The sequence below is a fragment of the Candidatus Pelagibacter sp. Uisw_134_02 genome, assembly GCF_047720265.1.
Classification (GTDB): Bacteria; Pseudomonadota; Alphaproteobacteria; order Pelagibacterales; family Pelagibacteraceae; genus Pelagibacter.
This window is the reverse complement of the sequence record NZ_CP159813.1, coordinates 130001-155155: the sequence shown is the minus strand read 5'-3', so window position 1 is coordinate 155155 and position 25155 is coordinate 130001. Positions and strand designations below refer to the sequence as shown.

At 23.7% G+C, this 25155-nt stretch carries 26 protein-coding genes (1 of these 26 running past the window's edge); 2 read left to right on the top strand and 24 right to left on the bottom strand.

The features are described from left to right. Positions 1-1635, bottom strand: a complete 1635-nt coding sequence (locus ABXT56_RS00785) for a hypothetical protein (protein WP_415300366.1) — start codon at positions 1633-1635, stop codon at positions 1-3. 75 nt (positions 1636-1710) lie between these two features. Between ABXT56_RS00785 and ABXT56_RS00780 the strand changes: the two genes are divergently transcribed. After that, positions 1711-1920: a hypothetical protein gene (locus ABXT56_RS00780; protein WP_415300364.1), complete on the top strand. Its 210-nt coding sequence runs from the start codon at positions 1711-1713 to the stop codon at positions 1918-1920. Continuing rightward, entirely contained in the window at positions 1887-2933 is a 1047-nt protein-coding gene (locus ABXT56_RS00775) for a glycosyltransferase (protein ID WP_415300362.1), read from the top strand. Before ABXT56_RS00780 ends, ABXT56_RS00775 begins: the two co-directional genes overlap by 34 nt. Here the strand turns inward: ABXT56_RS00775 and ABXT56_RS00770 are convergent. From ABXT56_RS00770 to ABXT56_RS00660, 23 genes are all read right to left on the bottom strand, one after another. Beyond that, entirely contained in the window at positions 2930-3658 is a 729-nt protein-coding gene (locus tag ABXT56_RS00770) for a Gfo/Idh/MocA family oxidoreductase (RefSeq protein ID WP_415300360.1), read from the bottom strand. The two genes, ABXT56_RS00775 and ABXT56_RS00770, sit on opposite strands and share 4 nt — an antisense overlap. After that, complete coding sequence (locus tag ABXT56_RS00765; protein WP_415300358.1) at positions 3648-4703, bottom strand: amino acid oxidase; 1056 nt, start codon at positions 4701-4703, stop codon at positions 3648-3650. Before ABXT56_RS00765 ends, ABXT56_RS00770 begins: the two co-directional genes overlap by 11 nt. A 14-nt stretch (positions 4704-4717) precedes the next feature. Continuing rightward, on the bottom strand, positions 4718-5425 hold the full coding sequence (locus ABXT56_RS00760; RefSeq protein ID WP_415300356.1) for a glycosyltransferase family 2 protein: 708 nt from the start codon (positions 5423-5425) through the stop codon (positions 4718-4720). Next, positions 5425-6156 carry a TVP38/TMEM64 family protein gene (locus ABXT56_RS00755; RefSeq protein WP_415300354.1) on the bottom strand — a complete coding sequence of 244 codons (732 nt, stop codon included), beginning with the start codon at positions 6154-6156 and terminating at the stop codon, positions 5425-5427. Before ABXT56_RS00755 ends, ABXT56_RS00760 begins: the two co-directional genes overlap by 1 nt. Before the next feature lie 5 nt (positions 6157-6161). Continuing rightward, a complete protein-coding gene (locus ABXT56_RS00750; RefSeq protein ID WP_415300353.1) occupies positions 6162-7787 on the bottom strand; it encodes an ArnT family glycosyltransferase in 1626 nt (541 codons plus the stop codon). Further along, entirely contained in the window at positions 7784-8935 is a 1152-nt protein-coding gene (locus tag ABXT56_RS00745) for a glycosyltransferase (protein ID WP_415300351.1), read from the bottom strand. The genes ABXT56_RS00750 and ABXT56_RS00745 overlap by 4 nt, the downstream gene beginning before the upstream one ends. Next, complete coding sequence (locus ABXT56_RS00740; RefSeq protein ID WP_415300349.1) at positions 8936-9694, bottom strand: glycosyltransferase; 759 nt, start codon at positions 9692-9694, stop codon at positions 8936-8938. It abuts the gene before it with no gap. Further along, entirely contained in the window at positions 9694-10371 is a 678-nt protein-coding gene (locus ABXT56_RS00735; RefSeq protein ID WP_415300347.1) for a glycosyltransferase, read from the bottom strand. The genes ABXT56_RS00740 and ABXT56_RS00735 overlap by 1 nt, the downstream gene beginning before the upstream one ends. A 5-nt stretch (positions 10372-10376) precedes the next feature. Beyond that, positions 10377-10799: a hypothetical protein gene (locus ABXT56_RS00730; RefSeq protein WP_415300345.1), complete on the bottom strand. Its 423-nt coding sequence runs from the start codon at positions 10797-10799 to the stop codon at positions 10377-10379. A gap of 46 nt (positions 10800-10845) precedes the next feature. Next, entirely contained in the window at positions 10846-12369 is a 1524-nt protein-coding gene (locus ABXT56_RS00725; RefSeq protein WP_415300343.1) for a hypothetical protein, read from the bottom strand. 7 nt (positions 12370-12376) lie between these two features. Beyond that, positions 12377-13195 carry a class I SAM-dependent methyltransferase gene (locus tag ABXT56_RS00720; RefSeq protein WP_415300341.1) on the bottom strand — a complete coding sequence of 273 codons (819 nt, stop codon included), beginning with the start codon at positions 13193-13195 and terminating at the stop codon, positions 12377-12379. Next, positions 13192-14160 carry an N-acetyl sugar amidotransferase gene (locus ABXT56_RS00715; RefSeq protein ID WP_415301362.1) on the bottom strand — a complete coding sequence of 323 codons (969 nt, stop codon included), beginning with the start codon at positions 14158-14160 and terminating at the stop codon, positions 13192-13194. The genes ABXT56_RS00720 and ABXT56_RS00715 overlap by 4 nt, the downstream gene beginning before the upstream one ends. 161 nt (positions 14161-14321) lie before the next feature. After that, positions 14322-15068, bottom strand: a complete 747-nt coding sequence (gene hisF, locus ABXT56_RS00710) for an imidazole glycerol phosphate synthase subunit HisF (protein WP_415300340.1) — start codon at positions 15066-15068, stop codon at positions 14322-14324. Further along, on the bottom strand, positions 15069-15683 hold the full coding sequence (gene hisH, locus ABXT56_RS00705) for an imidazole glycerol phosphate synthase subunit HisH (RefSeq protein WP_415300338.1): 615 nt from the start codon (positions 15681-15683) through the stop codon (positions 15069-15071). Further along, entirely contained in the window at positions 15680-17521 is a 1842-nt protein-coding gene (gene asnB / locus ABXT56_RS00700; protein ID WP_415300336.1) for an asparagine synthase (glutamine-hydrolyzing), read from the bottom strand. Before asnB ends, hisH begins: the two co-directional genes overlap by 4 nt. After that, positions 17521-18531, bottom strand: a complete 1011-nt coding sequence (locus tag ABXT56_RS00695; RefSeq protein WP_415300334.1) for an N-acetylneuraminate synthase family protein — start codon at positions 18529-18531, stop codon at positions 17521-17523. The genes asnB and ABXT56_RS00695 overlap by 1 nt, the downstream gene beginning before the upstream one ends. Before the next feature lie 16 nt (positions 18532-18547). After that, positions 18548-19549 (bottom strand): NAD-dependent epimerase/dehydratase family protein, encoded by a 1002-nt coding sequence (locus tag ABXT56_RS00690; RefSeq protein ID WP_415300333.1) that lies wholly within the window; start codon positions 19547-19549, stop codon positions 18548-18550. Next, positions 19539-20660, bottom strand: coding sequence for a DegT/DnrJ/EryC1/StrS family aminotransferase (locus ABXT56_RS00685; RefSeq protein ID WP_415300331.1), 1122 nt, complete (start codon positions 20658-20660; stop codon positions 19539-19541). The genes ABXT56_RS00690 and ABXT56_RS00685 overlap by 11 nt, the downstream gene beginning before the upstream one ends. 4 nt (positions 20661-20664) lie before the next feature. Then, the gene (locus tag ABXT56_RS00680; RefSeq protein ID WP_415300329.1) at positions 20665-21648 is read right to left on the bottom strand and encodes a Gfo/Idh/MocA family oxidoreductase; all 984 of its coding nucleotides are present in this window, start codon (positions 21646-21648) and stop codon (positions 20665-20667) included. Continuing rightward, positions 21645-22292: a cytidylyltransferase domain-containing protein gene (locus tag ABXT56_RS00675; protein ID WP_415300327.1), complete on the bottom strand. Its 648-nt coding sequence runs from the start codon at positions 22290-22292 to the stop codon at positions 21645-21647. Before ABXT56_RS00675 ends, ABXT56_RS00680 begins: the two co-directional genes overlap by 4 nt. Before the next feature lie 58 nt (positions 22293-22350). Next, a complete protein-coding gene (locus ABXT56_RS00670) occupies positions 22351-23280 on the bottom strand; it encodes a methyltransferase domain-containing protein (protein WP_415300325.1) in 930 nt (309 codons plus the stop codon). Between the two features lie 96 nt (positions 23281-23376). Further along, positions 23377-24681 (bottom strand): DUF4910 domain-containing protein, encoded by a 1305-nt coding sequence (locus tag ABXT56_RS00665; RefSeq protein ID WP_415300323.1) that lies wholly within the window; start codon positions 24679-24681, stop codon positions 23377-23379. Between the two features lie 7 nt (positions 24682-24688). Further along, a protein-coding gene (locus ABXT56_RS00660) for an FAD-dependent oxidoreductase (protein ID WP_415300321.1) crosses the window boundary here: on the bottom strand, positions 24689-25155 show its 3' portion. 913 nt of this gene lie beyond the right edge of the window; 467 of the gene's 1380 nt are visible here — the last part of the coding sequence; the start codon falls outside the window, past its right edge; its stop codon occupies positions 24689-24691.

Below are 25155 nucleotides of genomic sequence, written 5' to 3'. Positions count from 1 at the left end.
TTAAAACTTAAATAACTTGTCTATATAAATATTTTTCTCACCCATAGAGAAATGATGTATCCCTTTTAACCTTAAATTTTTACCAACTTGAATTTTTTTTACTATAGTTTCTTGATAATCTTTTATAGTTAATTTTGTTATTTTATTTAAATTTAATCCATGACCATATTTTTCATAAATATTTATCTGGGAAGGTCTCATTATTTCACCTTTTTTGTTATAAAAGATCTTTCCTGCATTTCTAGCAATTCTGGAGTCTATTATTACTGGATTTTTTTCATGTGGAATTAATTTATTAAAATTATTATCAACAACTTTATAAATATATAATTCAGAATTATGATCAGAATATTTATCCACTGATTTATTGCCAAAAAGCCATTTATTGCCCTTTCTATCTATAAAAAAATTTAAATCTACCCAACTTTCATTTTTGAAAATAGTCTTATGTAATTTCCATTTCTTTGGAAATTTTTCGCAAATCCATATTTCAACTCTTTTATTTTTAGCAGTTTCAGGAATCATTAATATTTTTTTTCCAAACTTAAAAACATTTGGATATGAGAGGTGGTAACTTTTATTGATAATTTCTTTTATATCTTTTAATTTATTATTTTTTATTTCTGCACAAGTGATTTTTCCTTTCATTTTAAAAATATTAAAATTTTCAAAAAATAAATAATCTTTTTTGTTATGTCTTAAATAAAATGGATCTGCCCAATATTCATAAAATGGAGATTTAAAAATTGTATTGTTTTTATTATTTTCAAAATTTTTTAAATTTAAACCTTTGATTTGACATATTTTCCACTTATTAGTTAATAGATTGACTGGAAATAAAAATCTTATCATTTTTTTAAAAATAAAATATGGGTATTTTTTTAAGATATATACTATTAAATTATAAAATTTAGGATTTCCATAGTATCTAGTTTTAAGTGTTACTTTCGATTTTTTTAATTTAATGTAATTATTATCATATAATTTCTTTATATTTTTTAGAACAATTTGAATTGATTTTTCTTTTATAAAGCTCTCATTATGTTTCCAAAAAAATTTAGTTCCAAAATATCCCTTATCAATTATAAATCCACCATCTAAGATTGTATTAATTTTTTGCAAAGTTACTCCTGTGGTTGGGAAATTAAAATATGTTTCCCAAAAACCTGGTGCAAGACCTCTAACAAAATCATTATCTCCATGATGCAATGACCAAATTCCATGTTTTGCTGACTTAAGTATATTTCCTTTTATGATACGAAAATCTCTTCTTAAAATTAAATCCAAATTAAAATTTTTAATTTTTTTAATGTCGTTGAGGCTAAAATAATCGCTATAAGTTTTTTTAACTGAATAAATTTTTATTTTAGGTATTTTTTTAAATAAATTATTATTTTTATTTTTATTTTTAGTATTTTTGAATTTTTTTTCAACTAATCTGATAATTAAATTAAGAAATGAGTTTAATATATTTCTCTTTAAATAATTTTTACTTATATATTTTTGTGGTTCATAAAATATTGCCTTAATTTCACAATACTTACTGTTAATTAATGAGTTAAATAGTTGATATTCCCAGTCTTGTAGTTTTCTATCTGGATTTATTAATAAACCAAGTTTTATTTTTTTTTTCATTATTTTGTTTTATTTTAAATAGATTAATTCATTTATTATTAAAAATAGATATAATTTATATTTAACAGTTTATAAATGAATAAAAAAATTTTGCATTTAAATTTTTCTGATGATGGAGGTGCTGCTATAGCAGTTATGAGAATTCATAATGCTCTAAAACAAAACAATTTTAAATCAACAGTTTTAGTGGCTGAGAAACTTAACAAGTTTGATGATGTTTTTTGTAATCAAAATAATTTTGATAAATTTATTTGGAAACAAAAAAAAAAATTTCTAGAAATTTAAAATTTTTATTTAAAACTAAAAATAAAAACACACATACTATTAGTTTTTTTGATTCTAACATTTTTGATCAGATAGATCATTTCAATCCTGATATTGTTAATATTCATTGGATAGGAAATGAGTTTATAAGTTTAAAACAAATTTCAAAAATAAAAACACCTATAATTTGGACAATGCACGATATGTGGCTCTATACAGGTGCTGAACATTATACCTCTGATGAAAGATTTATTTATGGCTACTACAAAAATAATAGAGACAAACTGGAAAAAGGTTTTGATATTAATAGATGGGTCTGGAATAGAAAAAAGAAATACTTAAATAAAAATATTAAAATTATATCTACTTCTAACTGGCAACACCAGAATGCAAAAAAGAGTCTTTTACTTAAAGATAGGGATGTGTTTAAAATACCCTTGCCGATAGATACGAGTGTATGGAAACCAATTAACAAAAATAATGCTAAAAATTTACTTGGCTGGAAAAACGATAAAATTTATTTTTTATTTGGATTCTCTGATTACGCAAGAAGAAATATTAAGGGTTTGGATATAGCTTTAAACTTATTTGATAAGTTTAATGAAGCAAATAATGACAATTGTATTTTAAATATTTTTGGGGAAATTGATAAAAAATATATATCCAAAAAAAATATTAATATTTTAGGAAATATAAATGATCAAACTAAATTAAGGACAATTTACTCAGGGTCTAATTTACTATTAAATCCAAGTCGTATTGAGTCCTTTGGTCAAATTGCTTTAGAGGCTCTTGCATGTGGCTTGCCGATATTAATAAATCAAAATACTGGCACAAATGATTTAATTTTGTCTGATGAGATGGGATATAGTCTAGAAAATGAAATGAATTTTAATTTTAACTCTTTACTAAAATGGTTTAATCAAAACTGTATAAATAATAACCAAGATTTTATACATAATAAAATAAAAGAAAATTTTTCTTATTCGAAAATAGCGAATGAATATAAAGAACTAGTAAATAAAATATTCTAAAATTTATTTTTTTTAATTTTATCAATAATTTTTAAAGTCTGTAAAGCTATATTATTGTTTCTTATAAAATTCACTTTTTGTAACAAAACATTCATAATCATTTTTTTAAGTGGATCATTATTGAAATTTAAAAAACTTATTTTATTAATTTTATGAATTTTAAATTTTTTGTTTAAATTATAAGAAAAATTAAAATCTTTATTATTAGCTTTAAAAGAAAAAATTAATTTTCCTTTTAAGCTGTCTTGAATTTTAAGAAAGTTTATATTTTTAATTGAAAAATTGTTTAGTATTAAATATAGATCATGATAAAAAAGTCTAAATATAATATTTTTTTTATCTATATCTAACTTTTGTCTAATAATATTATTAATATTTAAAATTTTAATTTTTTTATTTTTAAAATTTTCAATATCACTTACATAAATTTTTGTTTTGTTTTTTTTCGATAAATCTAATAATTTTTTTGCTTTTTTAAAATTTAAACATAGTGGTTTTTCACAAAAAACATTTATTTTATTCTCAATGAAATATTTTGTTATTTTGTAATGACTTGAGTTATTCGTTAATACGAAAGCCCAATCAATATTTTTTTTAGAAAGTTTTTTATAAGAAGTTTTTGAATCGATTATTTCAATAATTTCACCTAAATCATTTAGAATATTAATAACTTTCTTTCCCCATTTACCCCTCCCAATAATTAAAAACTTTTTTTTATTTATCACTTTCTAGTATCTTATAGATTTTTTTAGCAACACCAACCGAGGTATTCCACTTTCCAGAAAATATTGAAATAAATTTTTTATCAATTATTTTAATATTATTTACCCTTTCATCAGTTTTTTCTTTATTAATTTCAATTGCCCTTGTCACAAATGAAGTTGAAACAAATTTTGCTTTTTTTAAAAAGGGAAGGTATTTTTGACCATTTTCAATGAATGAGTCAAATTTTGAATGACTTAATTTTTTAATATACCCTTTTTTTAAATATTTTTTTTTAAAACTTTTAAAATTTGGATAATAACCTCTGCAAATTTCAATTTTAGAATTTTTGTTATCACTTAGTAAATGATAATTTGTATTTAACAGGGGATCTACACAAACAAATTTACCATCAAGAACTATAAAACTTTTATTCTTGTATATTTTAGGAAGTTTTATCAGAATTTTCTCAATTAATTCGTACCTATATTTTTTTTGAGGTTTAATACCAATTGATTTTAGAACATTATTATTTTGATCATATGCACAAATAATCACCTTATCATATTTATTAAGATTCCTTTTTTTTAATGTTTGATTTGTAAAAATTTTAATGTTTTTAGATTGTAGTTTCTTTTTAAAAATTTTTTCACAAATATAATAATTTAATATTTTTTCATCACAAATAATTGATCCTTCTACTTTTTCGCTAAAATCTAAGCTTTCTATACATTTATATTTTAATTTATTTTTTTTTAAAAAACTTAAATAAGTTTTAAATGAAGTTTTTGAATTTATCTTGGCAATGCCATAATAATTATCAGTTGTTCCAAATATTTTTTTATTAAAAAAACTTTCAAATTCTCTCTTATGCAGTTTTAATTCATTAAAAGTTTTTTGAGATCTTGGATAATGAAAGCCTAAGTGATATCTCATTTGGTTGTACCTTGAAGCTCCTTGAAATATTTTTTTTTGAATTTCGAATAAATCAACTTTATATTTTTTTGATAATAAAATTGATACTGAATTACCAAAAAAACCCGATCCTATAACTGCGATTTTTTTCATATTATATTTAAAGTTTACTTATATTTGCCAGATTTCATTCGATAAACAAACATCCCCAACTCAATAATGCCCCAAAAAACTTTTAAGTATTTGTTATAATGTGATTTACCTATTTTTCTTTCATTTAATATTACTTCAAACTCTGAAATTAAATTTGCACCTCTATTTATTGCCATAGGTATAAGGTATCTATGATCATTCTTAAACCATGGCAAGTTTGAAACATATTTATATCTATATGCAACATAAGGGGCCCTATAAGTTGTTATCTTTTTATGAAACATTATTTCAAAAATTAAATCATATACCTTTAGACCAACACTCAATATAGCTGGGGCTTTCCTATTTTTTCTTACTCCTATTATAACATCATTTCCTTTTGATATATTGTTTAAAAAAGTAGGCAAATACTTTGGATCATCTTGGAGATCTGTATCCATAGTGATAATAAAATCTCCTGTACTTTCATAAAAAGCTTTTTTAAGGGCACCACTCTGGTAACCTTTGTGATCTAACTTAAATAAATTAAAAACAATCGAAGAGCTATTAGACGCAATATATTCTTTGCAAAATTCATAGCTTCCATCATCTGATATGTCGTCTACTAAATTGACCTCATAATTAAAATCTTTATTTTGTAATAAATTTTTTTCTATTAAAGGAAGAAGCAAAAACAAGTTTTCTTTTTCATTATGAAAAGGAAGAGCAAGACTAATTTTCATTATTTATCTAATTTTAATTTTTTTTTTATAAAATTACCTAAGATAATGAATAAACTAAATACTAAGAAAGCCAATAATAAATCAGTAGTAACCGATAAATCTAAGCTTGTTGATAGATTATTTTCTAAATTTTTATAAAATGAATTAAAAAAATTAATTATTAAATAATGAGGCAATAAAGAGCCTAAAAATTTACTAAGTAAATAATTTTTAAATTTAACTCCAATAAATAATGGGAAAATATCTATAACTTGTACCGGTATTCCAGGAAATAGCCTCAGTAAGATTAGATAGTAAAGTTCATTTTTCTTAACTAATTTAGTTATTTTTTTTTGATTGATTTGCTTGAACGTTCTTTTTTTGAAAAAATTTTCTTTAAATATTTTTTTATAAAAAATAAAAATGATAGCAACACCAATAGTTTTTGAAGCAACCAGTAGCAAAGTTCCATTTAAAGGATCAAATAAATAAGCTGCCAACATCATAGTGGGTAGGCCAAATCCTAAACAAATCGTCCATAAAATTGAAAAAATAAAAAAAACTAGAAATAAGTTAAAAATATTATTTTCGATATAGTGATCTAATTTATCTTTATTAGTTATTAAAAAATTAACTATTTCTTCCTTATTGAATTGAAAATCAAAAAAAAAACTAAAAAAAAAAAATATTAATACCAGGTAGCATAAGGCTATCATTATTTTATAATTAAATAATCTAATTAGCTTATGCATAAATGTTATTTTATTCTTTTATATAATGTATTAATAGACACTCCATCTACTACAATATCATTTAATATAATAAAATCATTTTCTGAAAATTTATATTTTGGCTTTTGTGTATATAAATAATTAGTTATTAAATAATTGGCTTCCAAAGGATTATCAACAAAATGAAGTTTTTTTCTATCAATATCTGGTATTATTAAAGAATGATAAAATATTTTATTAGTACTTAAGTTAAATATTTTAAAAGTTTCTTCTTTTTCATTTTTTAACAAAAATTCTAGATTTTGTTTATAGCTTAAACCCCAATAGTCCATTTCAAATTTTTTATCAAATTTTTTACCAGCTAAAAAATTAAAATATACATATTGATGAGGGTGATTAATTATCATCCAATTTGATATAAAAATTAGTGAACACAATAATAAAGCAACAAAATATTTTTTGTAATTTTTATTTATTAAATAATATAATTCAAAAATTCCAAAAATAGAAAAATATACAATTATAATATTTAGAAAATATAATTGTCTCCAACCATTATATAAAGTTGACTCAAAATAACTAATTACAAAAAATACTGAAAAAAGTATTGATAAACAAAAAAAATCTTTAAAAAAATTATGACTATATCTTTCTCTCTTTTTTTTGATAAAATTGATAAAAAATATAAACAACCCAATAATAAAAAATAAAATATATAATGCTGGTGTTGTAATCAAAATCCATATAAATAAATAACTTTTTGGAAGTTGAGTTGACAAAACATATTCTCCCATAAAAAAATTATAAGTTTCTAGAGGATATTTAGACATTACATTGAATGCCTCTAAAAAATTACTAATTGGATTTGACCATAAATGTGGCCAGAAAACTATTACAAATAAAGATAAAAAAAATATGAACTGTAGTATCAATTTAAAAAAAATTTTGTTTTGTTTTTGATAAAAAAACTGTTTCATTGCCAATGTCATTAATAAAATCATTGGAGTAACTATTCCTAAAATTCTTATATCTATAGCTAGTGCACAGAATAAAGCTGAAAATAATAATGATTTAAAATTTAATCTTTCAATAAAAATAAATGATGAGTGGATACTGAATATAAAAAAAGATAAAAAAATTAAGTCTTTGTTGTTATAAAAACTATTTGCAAATATTCTTGGAGTTAATAATAAAATAATAACACCTAACACAGCTATTATCCAATTTTGAAATCTTAAATTTAATAATTTATAGAATGAAACTAAACTTATAAAAAATACTAAAAATGTTAAAAAATGTTTTAACTGATATTGTTTATGCTTTTCATTAACTTTCAAAATTCTTTCTAATAAAAAAGCAGGAAATTCAAAAACAACACCATAATATTTTATTTTTCCAGAATCATGGAGTTGGTCAATTTTATCATATTTTTTATTTGTTTCTAATGAGAACTTTTTTTTATAATTATTAGTTATTGTTGGGGCAAAAATTTGACCAAGATAATTTGCTGTGACCATGCCCTTTAATCTAGAATTTGGTTCATCCGATGAAACTCCGTAGTCTTTATACGAAAAAACTCCTACAATAAAAATTATGGAAAATAATATTGTTAAATATATATTTTTATACTCTGAACCAAATAATCTCTTCATAAAATCTCTTTTAAATTTTCACTGTGCTTAAAGAAAGTAAAATTTTTTAAATTTATTTTGACGCGCAATCTTTTATCAAATAAATCTTTTTTATTTGTTGTTAAATATTCATTAAATTTACTTAAAAAATCCTCTTTATTGTCCGACTTATACATAAATCCATCCTTACCATTGTTTAGTAGTTCTGATGGTCCATTGGGACAATTGCTTGAAATAATATTTAAATTACAAAATGCTGCTTCAATTAATACAAAACCTGGATCCTCCCACAAAGAAGATAAAATAAAAGCTTTGGCATTTTTTAAATAACTATAAACATTATCTTGATAACCTAAAAGTAAAACATTTTTATTTATTTTCAAATTATTTATTTGCTTTGTTAAAGCTTCTTTTAGTTCACCTTCACCAAGTATTATTAATTTAATTGTATCATTTTTTTTAATCAATTCATAAAAACAATCTATCAGAAAATGGTAGTTTTTTTGATGTGTTAGTCTCCCTATAGAGATATAATAATTTTCTGTTTTTTCTGTTTTTTCTTTTCTTTCTTTTTTGACTAAAGAGATAATTTTTTTAGGTGATATAATTGGATCTCTTAGAAGAATAATTTTATCTTCATCAATAATTTTTTCTTTAACCATATTTTTTTTTGTTTCAACGGTCGGAGATGTTACTTTGTAAATATTTTTGAAAGCAATTTTCCAAAAAAATTTTCTTAAAAAATTTAGTTGTGGATATCCTGAGATTCTAAAAATTATTTTTGTATTTAGCTTAAACAATAGCGATAAAAATAAGGGTAATGAAGTAATTAAATGAATAATCAAAAATTCAGGTGGATCATTTTTCAATAAATTTTTTAAAGAAAAAAAATATCTAAAAAATATATATATTGTAAGCAATCTACTTCTTAAATAACTGGGTTTTGGAAAATATTTTACTAATTTAGAATTTTTGAAATTAATCAAATTGATATTATTTTCTTTTAGCTTTTTTTCATATTCTCTAAATTCACCAAAAACGTTAATTAAGCTCACATCATACAATTTTTTATTATATTTTTTAAGTGAGATTGCTGAGTTAATTACCGCATCTACAGTTGCCACTTTTGATAAAAACGGACACCAATAATATACTTTTTTATTTATCATTTATTTAAAAATCTTACTTAAACCTAGTTGATGAAAATTTTTAATTAATCTTAAAAATGAAAGAACTAAGACATAAGCAATATTTTGTTTATTTTTTATTCTTATTCTTGCTTCTTCAATAATATGCTCAAACATAGTAATTTTTTGAGAATACCCACCAAGTATAAAGTTTCCAATTACTTCTTTTTTTTTAGTAGCCATACCTTTCATTTTATATTTTACAATCATTTTATAAAATAGATCATAATCAGCTGAACATTTAAAACTTAAGTCATATAACCCAATTTTTTTTTGTGCTCCTTTGGTAATAAAAAAACCAGAAGAATGAGCTGGGTAAAAATTAAAAGACCAAAATATCTTGTTTGGGAAATATCCATATTTAATTTTTCCTTTTTTTACTGTTCCAAAAACAAATTGTAATTTATTTTCACTAAAATATTTATTAACAATTTTTAATCCATTTTTTTTGTAAGTATCTCCAGAGTTAAGTGTTCCTAGAACTCTCCCTTTGGCAATTTTTAAACCTTTGTTAATTCCATCGTATATACCTTTGTCTCTACCAATAATAATTTTTGTATTTTTGACTGTTTTTTTTTTTAAATTATTGGGTATTTTTCTCGAATTACTAGATATGACTATAATGTGTTCAAAATTTTTATATGTTTGAGATTTGAGACTGTTTAAAGTTTTTATCATGTTTTTATCACCTGCTTTTAATGGCGTAATAATTGAAAAAAAAGGTTTATTATTTTTTATCATTATTTTGATATAAATTTTTTTATAACCATTTCAAATTCAATTCTTTGTTTATTTTTACTATATTTTTTTGCAGTTATGTATGATGTTAATATTTTCTTATTAATTGAAGTATCTTTAAATTTTAATCGATCTATTATTTTAGAAAGCTGAATAAAATTATTTGTTTGATACAAATAACCACCCTTACCATTTAATAGAATTCTTTTTGGCCCTGTTTTACAATTTGAGCTTATTATTAATTTCTTTAAACATGCTACTTCTAATAATATATTTGGTGATCCCTCATACTCTGATGATAAAATAAACACATTTGAATGTTTAATATATTTAAATGGATTTTTTTTATACCCTATTAATTTAACAACATTATTTAAAAAATTTTTTTCAATATATTTTTTCAATTGATGTTCTTGTTGTCCTGATCCTACTATAACTAATTCTACAATATTTTTATTTTTGAGATTATTTATGGCTTTTAAAATATTTATGTGGTTTTTTTGTTCTGTTAGTCTTCCGACTGAAATTATTTTGATTTTTGTTTTTTTTTTAAATAATTGATTATTTATTTTTTCTTTAGATTTATCTTTAACATAATCATAATTTACAAAATTATGAATAATTTTTGAGTTTATATTAAAGTATTTTTTAACACTTTTCTTGAAATCTTCATCATTCACTATAATTAAATTTGCAAATCTATAAAAAAAACTAAATATTTTTTTTTTACGTATGAATTAATATATTTTTCTGGTGATGTATTTAACCTTACAGCTATTTTTGTTCTTGTGATAATAGAAATAAACAATGCAAAAATATTATTTTGAAAACTTATTATATAATTATTTTTTTTTAAAGAAATTTTAAAAAGATAATAACAGCAAATAAAATACTTTATGAGCCTGTTCCTAAATCTAAATTTTCTTACCGGATATTGAGTGTATAAGCTTTTATGAATATCTGTACTATCAAGAGTTAGTAAGATTATATTATAATTTTTTAATTTATAAGCATGTTCTATGTATGATTTTATATTTTTTTCTACACCACCAGTTTCAAAAGATGGGTTATAAAAAATTATATTTTTTTCATTTAAAAATTTTTTCATCAAATAAATTTTTTTATTAAGATAATTCTGACGTTTTATTTAAATACTAATGTTTAATTTTTTTCAAAAACTCATCTAAAAAAATATAATATTTATCACTTAAATATTTTTTTTTCTTCATATACTTTTCTAAAATTTTGAAGAAATCTTTTGACTCCTCATCAATTTCATTCATTTTATTTTTTGGTAATAAACTCCTATAGTTATCAAAATAAAATAAATATTTTTTAGCTATTTGAGCTTTTTTTGTGTCTAGTTTTGTGAAATTTTTTATATTTTCTAATTCTCGAAAGTATTCTTGCTTGTTTTTTGGCTCTATGGTGAAGCCTAAATTTTGGTAGATAGCATACCCTGCTATTATAACTTTTGTTCCTAAGCTTGCAGCTTCCAATCCAATAGAGCCTCTTCCTGTTATGACAATATCTGAAAATTGGATTGCTGAAAAGGTACTAATTTTTTTATTCAATAAAATTATATTTTTTCTTTTATATTTTCTGACCAACTTTTCTGCAATACCATTCTCCTTATAATGTCCTGATCTTGGGTGTGGCTTTATTAGCCATAAAATATTTTTTCTTTTTCCATGATATAAATATTTAATTGTTTCTTCTAATTGTTGATAATAGTCATCAAAAATAAAGTTTTTACCAAAGCCATGTACGGCATCTGTAAATGCGTGAGGTGCAATTAATGCAACATATTCATACTCATCATTTTTTATATATTTCTTTAAAAAATTTTTTTTATCTATGTCGATTTTATTTTTATTTCCTAATTTTAAATCAAAAGCACTTGTTAATGTTGTATCAATTAATCCTTTAAATCTTTTTTTAAAATAATCATCAAAATTAATTTTTTTTCTGTTTAAAAAAAATTTTTTTACATTTTTTTTGTCAAGTTGAAAAACAGAATTGTTAATGTCTTTTTGGTTTGTAAAAATTTTAAATTGATCGTCTGCAACAAAAACTTTAATATTATTTTTTACTGCTATTCTTGCTGCTAATGCGGCATAAGTTGCATAATCTAAAGAATTACAAATTAGGATTTTGACATTTTTTACTTCTAAAATTTTTTTCATTTTATAAAAAAGATAAATTTTTCCTAAAAGAAAGTAAAAAAAATTTAAGTTATAAATATTTCTTTCTTTATATCTGTGATTGAATTTTATATACTCATCATATATGCAGTGTCCAATTTCAACTTCATCTAATTTGAAAAAATTTATAAATTTATTGAAGTTTTTATAGTATCTAAAAAAATTTATAATTGTTTTGATTAATGAGATTGCCAGAAGATTAAAGTTTAAAAAAGATTTTTTATTTTTTGGATTAATAAAAATAAATTTTCCAAATGCAGAATACATTTTTATTTGCCAAGATGTTCTCCTATTATGTGAAAATATAATTGGTTTAAATCGAAATCTTTGATTAATTATTCTCATTGCCATTGAATTGGAAAATATTGACATGGGTCTACCTCTATCAATAATCATACAAGACTCTTTTTTGGTATTCTTAATATCAAAAATTTTAAAATTAGATTTTATGAATTTAAAAAAATCAGATTTCATAATTTCTTTATTTTTTTTTATCAATAATTATAAAATAGTGTGGTTGTAAAATGCACCCGGAGACTTGTTCATCTCCTATTATACGGGTAGCTAAAGGTCTTTTTTCTTTTTTTTGACTTTTTGTTATAACTTTTTTATTAAAAAAATTATCTTTAACAATTTTTATACTAACATCTGGATTTATTTTTTTAATATTTGCAGTAATATAGTCAAAAGAAAGTACATTGAAGTATGAATAGGCTTTTGGATTTCCCTTGTTGTCAAATTCTTCTGCTGGGCTAACATTGGTATCACTCCACCATTTATTATTGTAAACTAATTGAATTTTATAGGATACATCATACAGAACAGTTCTTATTATTATAGTTTTTTTTGTAACTCGCAAAAGCTCTTTCAATGGCTTTTTTACATCATTTAGATGAATAAAAACATTACTGCAGAATGATAAATCAAATTGATTTTTTTTAAATGGTAAATTGTATATGTTTCCTTTTACAAAATTAACATTTTTATCATTCTCCCACGCTATTTTTGCTCTATCTAAAAAAATTGGATATGGATCAGTTCCAGTATAATAAAATTTTTTCTTAACTCTTTTTTTTATAGACCTATAAAAATGACCACAAGCACATCCAACATCAAGTATTTTGTTGTCGGAATTAATTTTTTTTTTTACTATGTTGGCCATTGCTTTTGAAACTTCCATTTCTGGAGATTTGCCTGTAGCTCTATCAAAGTAAACTTTTGCATTATTATAGTTTTTTTTATACTCATTAAGACATAAGCCATGCCTATCTATTTTTGATTGTTTAAGATTTTTTTTCATATGGAATTTATTAACTCCCATTTATTATTTAAATTGGTTTTCCAGATTTCTGTATTTCTATGCTTATTTACTATTTCTTCGAATTTATTTTGATCAAGGTCTAAGTACTCCAAAACCTCAATAAAATCAAATTTTGGGAATTCATTATCGTATTTTCTTGCCAATTCTATTGCTTCTTTCCTACTCATTTGATCGTTTTGAATCATTCTACATGCATCTCTTGTAGCTCTTCCAAATCCAAATTTAATATATTGCATATAATAGTATAAGCAGTCGATTTTATCATCCAAACTATCAAAGTCAGTAAATGTGCCTTCAGTTCTTTTGTTAGGGTTAGTTTTAAAATTTGATAATTTTTTTTTCACATATTCATAATTTTCAAGCATACTCCATTTAAAAAAGTAACTAAAATAATAAGCAGTTAAATTTATTTGATTAATATTTTTTTCATCAGGATAAACATATGGGGCTATATCCTTATTAGTTATTTGGTTACTAATCCAATTTTCTGGATAGTCTCCTATTTGATGCTCTATAACCTCTCTAAAACTTCTTTTTTTTTCACTTTCCTTATCTAAAACTAATCCTCCATATTCACTTTCTCCATGTTCTGCATAGAATACAGTTGGAATATTATAATTTAATGCAACTTGGATTGGCCCAGCATTAACACCTGCATCCCATGCAACTTTAGGGTTACCTCTTTCTATAAAAAATCTTCTTGAAAGTTTTCTAGAGACATCTTGATTAGGATCTAAAAAGATTGAGTCAAACCCCATTTTTGATAATTCATTTCTATTGAATTTACCACAATCGTTAACCATTAATGGTGAAAATGTAACTAAAAGAGGGTTAAGCCCAAATTCAAATTTAAGTTTTATAGCAATAGAAGTTGAGTCCTTGCCACCAGACCAAGGCACCACACAGTCATATTTTGATCCAGTTATGTTAGAATCTTTTTTTATCTTATCGATTATTTTGATAAATTGTTTTTTTCTATCTTCCCAGTTTATTTTTTTTTTTTTTCACTATGAAGACACGCATTACAAACACCTTCGTTATTAAAAACTATTCTAGGTCGAGAATTTGGCATTATACATTTTTTGCAAAATTTTATCATTTTAAATTATTTTCTAACTTGAATTGTATTATCTTTTAAAAATTTTTTTACTGATATTATGCTTTCTTCCGTAAAGTGAAAAATATTTTGTGTACACGCAGCAGAAATGTTGGTCTTTAAAAATAGATCAAGAAAGTGCTGCCAGTTTCCCGCTCCACCTGAGGCTATTATAGGACAATTCAATGCTTTTGAAACTAAATTTATTAAATCTAAATCATAACCTAATAATCCGCCATCGTTATCAATACTGTTTATTAATAACTCTCCCGCTCCATATATTAATGCTTTTTCACCAGACATAACAGGATCTAAATTTAAATCATCTTTTCCACTGTTTGACATAACCGTGTATTTCATTTTATTTGATGAGGTTTTTTTACAATCTAGTGACTGAATTATTGACTGATTGCCATATTTTTTTGATATTTTCTCAATTAGATCTGTGTCATTCAATGAATTAGTACCTAACACAATTTTATCAGCTCCATTTTTAAAAAAAATATCAGCATCAGATAATTTTTTAATTCCGCCTCCAACAGACAGTGGCACAAAACAGTTAAGTGAAAAAAATTTTATTAAATCTAAAAATTTAATTGAAAATTTTTTTTTAGAAATATCTATAAGAATTAACTCATCTATACTCCATAAATCTATAAAGTTTTTTGTATATCGATAATCAGGTTTAAAATTTTTTGTTCTAAACAAAACACCGTCTAAAAATGTCAGAGATATAATTATTCTTTTTTTTAACATTTAACAAATCTCATAAAAATTTTTTAATATTTTAAGACCATTTGCTTGACTTTTTTCTGGGTGAAACTGAACACCATAAATATTTTCTTTATTGATAGATGACACAAAATTTGTGTCATAATCTGTTTTAGAAATTATATGTTCACTTTTACAATCATCTAAAAAATAAGAATGAGTAAAGTAAAAATCTAAAGAATTCTCAATACCTTGAAATAGTTTATTATTATTTATTAATTTACATTCATTCCAACCAACATGTGGAACTTTAATGTCTTTCGAAATATCCTTAAAATTTTTAATTTTCCCTTTCAGTAGATTTAAGCCTTCAGTTCTTCCATGTTCATTGCTTTCTTCAAATAAAACTTGAAAACCAACACAGACTCCCAATAATGGAATTTTATCTTCTATCTTTTTATTTAAAATTTTATCTATTCCATTATTTTTAATTTTTTTCATAAAATCTTTAAAGGCACCAACTCCTGGCAGAATAATCTTATCTACATCCTGAAAATCAAAATTATTTTTACAAATTTTGAATTTAATATTTAATTTATTCATAGCGGATACTAAAGATGCAAGATTGCCTGTGTCTAAATCAATTATTCCAAGTTTCATATACTTGTCTTATTTTCCAAAAAAAGTTTTGTACTAATTACTGAAAAAAGTAATTTTGACAAATGGTTAGGTATGGTTTTAGTAGTTATATCCACTTTTAATTTTTTTAAATCTACATACTCATTTATTGGAGAATTTTTATCAAAAATAAAATTGATAATTTCAGGATTTTTTAAGTCAATGACAGAGTTAATTGAAGTATTAAAACCCTTTTTTTGCCTACTAAGTCTGACATCATCTACTAAAATATCTTTGGCAGAATTTCTTAATACTTGTTTTTGATAACCTTGAGATATCAGTAAATGTGGAGGAATTGTTAATGTAAACTCCAATAATTTTCTATCTAAAAATGGGCTTCTATTTTCAATTGAATGATACATTGAATTTAAATCATCATGTTTTAATATGACTGGAACAACTTCATTAAATAATTCATTGAGCATTCTGTTTCTTAAAAGTTCATCACAATATTCGATTTCTTTAAAGTTCTGTTCTTTTTTTATTACAGAATACTTGTGTAGTTCAAAATGCTTTTCAAAAACGATATCTCTATTATCTTTATTGTCGATGTATAAATTTGGATTTTTAAGGTATGGGTTACGTATATTGGGTAACACAAATTCTTTCCAGGAAGCTAAATTTTCATTGAAATATTTTGTTTTATTCATTGACTCAAGATGCAATAAAAAATGATCATAATAACCAGTAAAAATCTCATCTGCTCCAGTTCCTGAAATTGATACTTTAAAACCTTTTTTTGAAATACTTTCGCTTAAGAAAGAATGTACATAATAAGAAAGAGTAGCTATTGGACCATCATGATACTTTGTAAGTTTGTTCAATCTATCTAAGAATATATCTTTCTTATCATTAATCTTTATCAAATGTGAGTCACAATTAATGTCATTAACTACATGCTTAATATTTTCCTCTTCATTATATCTTTCATCAATATCGATTATTGAAAATGAAGAAACATTTTTATTAAATGTTTTTTTTGCATGAGATACCAAAATACCTGAGTCAATTCCACCACTAAGGCAAAATGCTAAGGGAACATCAGATCGCATTCTTAATTTTAAACTTTCAATTAAATGTAATTTTGCACCATCTGTTGCTTCTTCAACTTTCATTTTTTGATTAATATTAATCTTAGGTGTCCAGTATTTTTTTTTAATAGGTATTAAATTCAAATCGACAGACATATTTGAACTACTTTCTAATAAAAAAATATCTTTATTGAATGTTTCTGTACTTTTGTTAAGAGACTTATAACCTGAGAATAAATTTTTATTCAATAAATCATTATTAGTTTTAAATTTATTTAAATATAAAGATTTAATAAACTTAATCTCTGAACCAAAAAAAAATCCGTATCTATTAGAAAAATAATATAAAGGTTTTTCACCAAATGGGTCTCTTGATAAAAAGAGATTTTTTTTTTTTGAATCCCATATTGCAAATGCCCACATACCCTCAAAATGATCTACACATTTACTTCCATATTCTTGGTAGCTTTTTAATAAAACTTCGGTATCTGAATTAGTTTGAAATCTGTAATTTTTTTTTTTTAAATCTTCTCTAATTTCTATATAATTATAAATTTCACCGTTAAAAATTACCATAAAATTTTTATCTTCAAAAGGTTGGCTTGCTCTTTTATTTAAATCAATGATACTTAACCTGGTGTGCAATAAAGCTAATTCTTTTGATCCAAAATCTTCTTTATAATATTTGCTTGAATCTGGCCCTCTTCGACTCATTAATTTGAGTGTATGATCTATACCATTAACATTTAATAGATTTTTGTTGCTTATATAGCCGCTAATTCCACACATTAGTATAATTTTAGATTAGTTATTTTTTGATTTTTTTTGATTTTTTTTTTAGCTTTTCTTCCCATTAAATTTATTAAATTCGAAAAATTTTTTGATTTGGCTGGTCTAACAAATATAGTATTTGAAAAATCAATTTTATCATTTATTTTGATGTTACATTTTGCAAAAGCAGATCTTCTCACTATTTTTATATTTTTTTTTTCAGGTAATTGTAATTTTTTTTCAAATTTTCCTTTTAATTGCTCAATGTTTCTAATCGATGATACAATAGATTCTAATTCTTTAAAATCGGCAGAAAGTGAGTGATCTCTGAAATTTGAAAAACTTTTATCTAAAGTAAAATGTTTTTCTATTATCTGTGCTCCCATTGCAACTGCCGCTAAACATGCATCTTTACCAATTGTATGGTCAGAATATCCAACTAAAAATTCACAATTTTTTATCAAAAATGGAATTGACTTTAAATTAGCATATTGATTTTCTACTGGATAGCTTGTTACACAATGTAAGAAAGCAATTCTTTTAATGGCTTCTTTTTTTGTCAAGAATCTATTAATAAATCTAGATAACTTTTTAATATCAGTAAGCGTCATCATTCCTGTAGAAATTATTAATGGCTTCTTAGATTTTAATAATTTTTCTATCATCGGAAAAAAATTGTTATCTCCAGATGCTATTTTGATAATATCAGAATTTTTTATTAAAAAATTAGCACTTGGTAAATCTAAGGGTGTAGAGATAAATTTTATTTTATTTTTATGTGCTAAATCCTTTAGTACTATAAATTTTTTTTGACTTAATTCAAATTTTTTTAGCTGTTTGAATCTTTTTATGTCGTCCTTTTGTACAAAATCCTCTGTTTTAAAAGTTTGAAATTTAACAGCATCAGCACCTGCTTTTGCTGCTAAAATAACTAGTTTTTTTGCAACTTTAAGGCTTCCTTCATGATTATTTCCTACCTCCGCAATTATAAAAACTTTTTTATTTATATTAAAGTTTTTTATTTTCATATTTTAATTTTGAGAGTTATTTTAAATTTTCCCAAAATCTTTTATACCATGCAATATATTTAATGTACCCCTCTTCAATAGAATTTTTGGACTCAAAATTTATAAGCTTTTTTGCCTTATCATTTTTTAATGTTCCTCTTTCAGGCATAAACTTTTCTTTCTCTTTGTAAAAAACTTGCATTTTGGGAAATTCATCTTTTAATATTTCTATTAAATCATTTATCTTTCTTGCATTTCCAAATGTTATATTAAAAGTTTCATTTAATGCATTTTTGTTATCACAACAATCAGCAATACCTTTCACTAGGTCTTCAATATAAGTGAAGTCTAACTTATCTTCTCCATCACCATTAATATTTATATCTAGGTTTTGAATTGCATTTTCTATAAATATTTGCCCTACTCTTCTACTAACACATCTTTCACCATATAAGGCTGACGGTCTTATTATTGTATATGGCAAATCAAAAACTTGCTTGTATGCCTTCATCATCAGTTCGCCTGCAAATTTTAAATTACCGTAAATTCCAATAGGCTTACAAGGTGAGTCTTCATCAACCTCTTTTGTCTCAAAGTTTCCATATACCATACTTGATGACATATATATTACGTGTGTTTTTTCAGTTTTTGCATAATCAAGAGTATTTTCTAGAGTTCTTAAGCTATGATCAAAAGTTGTGTGGGGATCTTTATTTGATCTATTGGCATGTGAGACAGCAGCCAAATGAATAATTACATCTGGGTTTATCTGTGAATATAATTTACAAACTGCATGATAGTTTCTCGCATCTTGAATTATTAAACTAATTTTGTTTGTTTTTAATAAATCAATCCTATTTTCTAAAATTAATTTATATAATTTTTGATTTTTTATTTCAGTGTTATCCAGTGAATAAATATTATTAATAGATAAACTATCAACAATTATGGGTTCATGCCCTTTTTGCTTCAAATATAGTGCAAGATTATGACCTATAAAACCACAACCACCAACTAATAGAATTTTTTTATTTTTCATAAGTCAAATAGTTTTTTATTATTTTACAAATTCTATCCACCTCTATACTTTTGAGTTTTGGATAAATTGGCAATGAAATATTTGTATTGCCATAATCATTGGCATTAATAAAATTTTTTGCTTTAAGGTTATATTTATTTTTATAATATGTCATCTTAGGTAGTTGTTTTGAATAATGTACACTAACTCCAATTTTTTCTTTTTTTAATTTCTTAAGTAACTCATCTCTTTTTTTACAAAATACTTGAAATACAAAAAATGAACTATTGGTAGAATAAGGCATATGTGTGATTTCTTCTGTTCTGGAAAAATTTTTTATATATCTTTTGGCAATTAAATGCCTTTTTTTTAAATTACTCTTATATTTAATTAATTGTTTAAAACCTAAAGCAGCTTGAAAATCAGTCATTCTATAATTGAAACCTAAAGATTTCACATCATAATCTCCTTGTTTTTTTCTATCCTTAATATCCGTATCAATCCCAAATGCTTTTAATTTTTTAATTTTTTCATAAAATTTTTTATCATTAGTAATTACAGCCCCACCTTCTCCAGTTGTAATTTGCTTCGTTGGATAAAATGAAAAGCTTCCTGATATTCCAAAGTTTCCTGCATGTTTATTTTTAACAAATGTTCCAACTGCGTGCGCACAATCTTCAATTAATATTATTTTATTTTTTTTACAAAACTTTAAAATTTTATCAACTTCACAAGGATGACCTGCCATATGAACTATAATTACACCTTTTGTTTTTTTTGTAATTCTTTTTTTTATTTCTTTTAGAGTTATATTTCCTGTCAATGGTTCTACATCAGAAAATATAGCCTTCGCTCCTGTATATTCTACTGCATGTGCTGTTGCTGTATGAGTTTGCGCTGGTACTATAATTTCATCTCCTTTTTTAAAACCAGATGCTAAGCAAGATAAATGCAAACCTGCCGTACAACTTGAAACAGAAATTGCGTATTTTGCCCCTGTAAATTTTTTAATTTCTTTTTCAAAAAGAGATGTAAATTTACCATGAGTAAGCCAACCACTTTTTAATATATCACCAACTAATTTTATATCTGTAGGTGAAATATTTGAAATTGAAAATTTAATATTTTTCATAAGTTTATAAATATTTAATTTTAATCTTTTTACTTAATCTAATGGATTTTTCAGCAGAAAAACAAACCGACATTAAATCAATTTGTTCCTTAAATGTTATTATTTTTTTTTTATCTCTTTTCATTAAATTATCTAAAAAAGCTTGAATTAATCTTTTTCTATTTGATTTATCAGGATAAGCAGCATTTATTTTTAAGATTTTTTTATTTTTATACATATATGAACCTAAATCTGAATTAACTAATGTTTGATCTTTTGAAAAAATTTTTAGTTCATGGAGATGGCTGTGAATGGCTGCTCCATTAGCTGTTATTTTAACCAGAATATTCATTGGAAATTCAAACAACATTATCACTAAACTGTTTTTTTTAAATTTTGAACCAGCTGTTGGTTTTTTATTTCCTATTGCATAAACTGAAGTGGGCTTTAGTCCTGTTAACCACATAATCAAATCAATAACATGAATTCCTGCGCCAAGAACTAGTGAGTAATCTTTTATTTGAGATCTCCACCCTAAAAGTTTTTTTTTTCTACCCCAAATATAATCACCTTCAATATAATAAATTTTTTTATTATTTATTTTTTTCTTAAATTCTTGAAATAGAGAATTAACTCTTAAAACTAAATTTGAAGTAATATTTATTTTAGGTTTGTTTTTTAATAAGTTTTTTATTTTTTTTAGTTGTGCAATATTTAGGCATAATGGTTTTTCAACGATAAGTTGTTTATCATTTTTTATACCTTTAAGAATTTGTTTATAATGATAGTTATCAAAACTTGCTATCGAAACTAAATTAATACTTTTGTCTAAAAAAATATTATTTTCGTTATTTGTTATTATCTTGTTGGGATATTTTTTTTTTAGGAATCTAATCTTTTTTTTATCTAACTCACATATCATTTTTACAATAGATCCTTTATATTTATCAATTGCATCTAAATGTTTTTGACCTATTCCCATCCCTATTATGCCAGCAATAATTTTCATTTGGAAAAGGAAAAGGTTTTAAATGTTTTTTTGGTAAAATTTTTCAAAATTCTTTTTAAATCGATCTTGGTATCAATTGATAAATTCATAATTTTTTTATTTCCTTTGAAAGCAAAGTTTTTAATATTGAAGTTTTTAAAATTTTTATAAAAATACATTGTAACATGTTCTTTTTCTAGAGCACTAAATTTTTTGATGTGTTTTTTGAAAAGTGACACTTTTATAATTTCTACTGATTGTCCTTTTGGATATGAGCGGGGAAAAACATTGGTTATAAGGTCAAATTTTTTTTTTGCATTATTATGAATTTTTATAGCCTTATCTATTAAATGAGTATCAATTAATGGACTGTCTCCATTTATTCTTATGAAAAATTTTGATTTATTCTTTTGTGCAGTTTTATATAATCTTAAAGCTACGTTTTGAAGATTACCCCTATAAAAGTTAATTTTTTTATCTTTTAAATATCTAATTAATTTATCGTCAGACTTATTGATTGAGGATGAAACTATAACTTTTTTGACATTTTTAGATGCCTTTGCTCTAGTAACAACATATTGAATAATTGGTATTCCATAAATAGGAAATAAAACTTTATTTCTAAATCTTCTTGAGTTTGATCTTGCTTGAATGATTACCAACAATTTATGCTCTAAAAATTGTATTCATATAATTTTTACTTTTTTTAGTATTCATAGGTTTTTAAAAAAACTTTTTAAAAAAGTTACTATTTTTTTCCCATTCTTTAAAAAATTTATTTAACATATTGTAATTATCAATTTTAATTTTAGGATTATGACTCTTTTTATTTTTCTTCTGAGCAATTACAACTAAATCATTTTCGTCATAATACCTATTAAATTTTATTATTCTAAAGCCACATATTTCAAGTAAATTTGATAAAGAATTGTAAGAAAAATACCATGGATGAGTATTTTGAGTGTGATGACTTGACACAAAAAAATTATGGATTGGTTTTTTAAATGGTACTAAAATTCTTGAGCTTTCTGAAATTATCAATAGTCCATTGCATTTAAGCGAACTGTGTATTGCTCCTAGAACTTCGACTGGTTTTACACAATTGCACAGTGTCCACAATAATGATGCTGCATCAAAATTTTTAAAGTTTTTATCATTCACAGATGACTCGATAGACCCATTGTGACTATAAAAGATACCTTTGTTTATTTTTTTTATCAATTTTACAGTTTTACTGTAAAGTGCTGGGCTGTGTTCTGTAAAGTTAAATTTAATATTTTTATTTATTTTTATTAATTCTTTTCCAAAATTGCCTTCACCCGTACCATAATCACAAAAATTTATTTTACCTTTTTTAAGCATGTCATTTAAAAAAATTGCAGAATAATAATGCCTAGATTTCATTATAGGATTATTTGAAGTATACTTGACTTCTTTTGTATCTATCTTTTTAGAATAAATTTTTTTTGACCATGCTTCTAGACTTTCTTGAGCATTATTTGTGGGTGAATGAAAAATACTTCCTGTTTTTTTTGAAATGTATATAACTGATTTTGATATTTTTTTACTAAATTTAAGTTTTATTGTCCTTTTCTTTACTACTCCATTAAAATCTAAAAAAATTTCTTTGCTTAATTTTTTTGTAATATTCATATTTAAATTAAATTATATTTTTTTATGATGCACATACTAAGTGAATAATATGTTTTTATTTTGATAAAATTAAGCTTTTTATACATTTTAATAAATTTATTTAATCTTTACATCTTTTATTTTGATGAGTTTATTTTTAAGAAGAATTTTTGAAATATCATAAAGAGCCCAAGCCGGTTCTTCACATTTTTCAGCTATTTCCAATAATGATTTTTTTCCATCACAATAAGATAAAAAGTTAATTAATTTTAATCCTGTAAGGTCCGGATAATCACTCTGGTCGTTTGTTTGATCTGTAGGATATAAATTAAAATTTGATAGTTTTGGTTCACATAAATAATTTGCAACTGGATAATAGTTGTTTTCAATTAATAAAATTGCTTTTTCAATTATTTTGTACCCCCCGTCGAGTCCTTCAGCCGTAACAAGTTTTTTTAAATTATCATCAGATGAGTGGTATTCTGGATACTCTCCATATTTTGATCTCATAATTGTAGCAACTGGTAAATCAATACCAGGAGAGCAATACTGTCTCTCATCACTACCTCTATCAATCCATTTGTATGATTTATAATCTCTATGTGTCCACTTTAATACGTGTTTAGCAACGTCGTCTGACAAAGTATCCTCTCTTCTAGAAGGTAAAAATGAATATGTCCTATTGTCTCCTAGACAAGTTAAGTTAAATCCAGCGATAATATTTTTTTTCATCTCTTTATAGTTTTTGCTTAAATAGGCTATTGAACCAATTGTTTCTGGGATAAAAATTATCCTGTAGCTATATTTTCTATTTTTTAAACTTTTAATCCAGTTCGACAAATATATTGCTACACACGGACCAGATAATTCATTATTTGCTAAAGAAGGATGACATATATAAGTAGATAGAAAAATTTCTTTTTTTGATTTTCCTGGAATTAAAATTTCTCCATAAGTTAATGAGCCTTTTTTAAAGCTCGAGTCTATTTTTACTTTATAGTTTCCATTTTTGAGTTTATCTAATTGATTTTTACTTAAGCAAAATCCCCATTTTAACTTATAGTAAGATGTTACATAAGGTATAGCACTCGGTCTAGAGCTCATGCAGTATAAATTTTTTTTTAGTTCCTTAAGACTTAATATCTTATCAATAGGTTCCGAATAACTCATTAGATGCAAATTATTTTTTTTAAAGTCAATTATTGTATTATTTTTATAATCTTTTATCCAAGCAGCTTTAACATTCCACTCTTGGGGGACAGTCCAATTAAAAATTTTAGTACCTGAGTCTATATTCTTTATTTTTAAGGAGGGGTTAACTTTTTTTAAAATTCTTAAAGTTTCTCGTACTCCATCTCCAGTTATACTTCTATTAATTGGAAAAAGAGTTTTTGCTAAATTATATATTTTTTTACCAATCATCTAAAATCTATAACCTTTTATAATCATACAGACTAATTAATTCTGGGTGTATTCCAAATTTCTTTAAGTTTAATCTCTTATACATTTTTTCTATTTTTTTTTTTTCTAATTTCACTAATTTATTCCAATCATCAAGATATTTTTCTCCTTCGTGCATAATAAAACCAGCTACAGAAGCTTCTGCTGCTTTATCTATTGCAGTTGTTGTATCAAAATAGCTTATTAGATTTCTATTTGGTTCAAAAATTTTATATTTTTCAAAAGCTTGGTTATCACCATTAACAAAGTTTTTAATTAATTGAGATATTTCTAAGCTACACGTTAGTCCATCCCTTTTATTTGCAGTAGCAAATATGATTTTTTTACTTTTTTTTAATGGTCCCAAAATTGGATAAGTGTCAGCTGATGTTGGTCTGTGACCACTGCACAGTGTGAGGTGATTATCCTTTAAACTTGAGTCAAATTCATTAATCA

Coding starts and splice junctions, on each gene's coding strand:
- ABXT56_RS00785 (WP_415300366.1), bottom strand. CDS start 1,635: ATGAAAAAAAAAATAAAACTTGGTTTATTAATAAATCCAGATAGAAAA.
- ABXT56_RS00780 (WP_415300364.1), top strand. CDS start 1,711: ATGAATAAAAAAATTTTGCATTTAAATTTTTCTGATGATGGAGGTGCT.
- ABXT56_RS00765 (WP_415300358.1), bottom strand. CDS start 4,703: ATGAAAAAAATCGCAGTTATAGGATCGGGTTTTTTTGGTAATTCAGTA.
- ABXT56_RS00760 (WP_415300356.1), bottom strand. CDS start 5,425: ATGAAAATTAGTCTTGCTCTTCCTTTTCATAATGAAAAAGAAAACTTG.
- ABXT56_RS00755 (WP_415300354.1), bottom strand. CDS start 6,156: ATGCATAAGCTAATTAGATTATTTAATTATAAAATAATGATAGCCTTA.
- ABXT56_RS00750 (WP_415300353.1), bottom strand. CDS start 7,787: ATGAAGAGATTATTTGGTTCAGAGTATAAAAATATATATTTAACAATA.
- ABXT56_RS00745 (WP_415300351.1), bottom strand. CDS start 8,935: ATGATAAATAAAAAAGTATATTATTGGTGTCCGTTTTTATCAAAAGTG.
- ABXT56_RS00740 (WP_415300349.1), bottom strand. CDS start 9,694: ATGATAAAAAATAATAAACCTTTTTTTTCAATTATTACGCCATTAAAA.
- ABXT56_RS00730 (WP_415300345.1), bottom strand. CDS start 10,799: ATGAAAAAATTTTTAAATGAAAAAAATATAATTTTTTATAACCCATCT.
- ABXT56_RS00725 (WP_415300343.1), bottom strand. CDS start 12,369: ATGAAATCTGATTTTTTTAAATTCATAAAATCTAATTTTAAAATTTTT.
- ABXT56_RS00720 (WP_415300341.1), bottom strand. CDS start 13,195: ATGAAAAAAAATCTTAAACAATCAAAAATAGATAGGCATGGCTTATGT.
- hisF (WP_415300340.1), bottom strand. CDS start 15,068: ATGTTAAAAAAAAGAATAATTATATCTCTGACATTTTTAGACGGTGTT.
- hisH (WP_415300338.1), bottom strand. CDS start 15,683: ATGAAACTTGGAATAATTGATTTAGACACAGGCAATCTTGCATCTTTA.
- asnB (WP_415300336.1), bottom strand. CDS start 17,521: ATGTGTGGAATTAGCGGCTATATAAGCAACAAAAATCTATTAAATGTT.
- ABXT56_RS00695 (WP_415300334.1), bottom strand. CDS start 18,531: ATGAAAATAAAAAACTTTAATATAAATAAAAAAGTTTTTATAATTGCG.
- ABXT56_RS00690 (WP_415300333.1), bottom strand. CDS start 19,549: ATGAAAAATAAAAAAATTCTATTAGTTGGTGGTTGTGGTTTTATAGGT.
- ABXT56_RS00685 (WP_415300331.1), bottom strand. CDS start 20,660: ATGAAAAATATTAAATTTTCAATTTCAAATATTTCACCTACAGATATA.
- ABXT56_RS00680 (WP_415300329.1), bottom strand. CDS start 21,648: ATGAAAATTATTGCTGGCATAATAGGGATGGGAATAGGTCAAAAACAT.
- ABXT56_RS00670 (WP_415300325.1), bottom strand. CDS start 23,280: ATGAATATTACAAAAAAATTAAGCAAAGAAATTTTTTTAGATTTTAAT.
- ABXT56_RS00665 (WP_415300323.1), bottom strand. CDS start 24,681: ATGATTGGTAAAAAAATATATAATTTAGCAAAAACTCTTTTTCCAATT.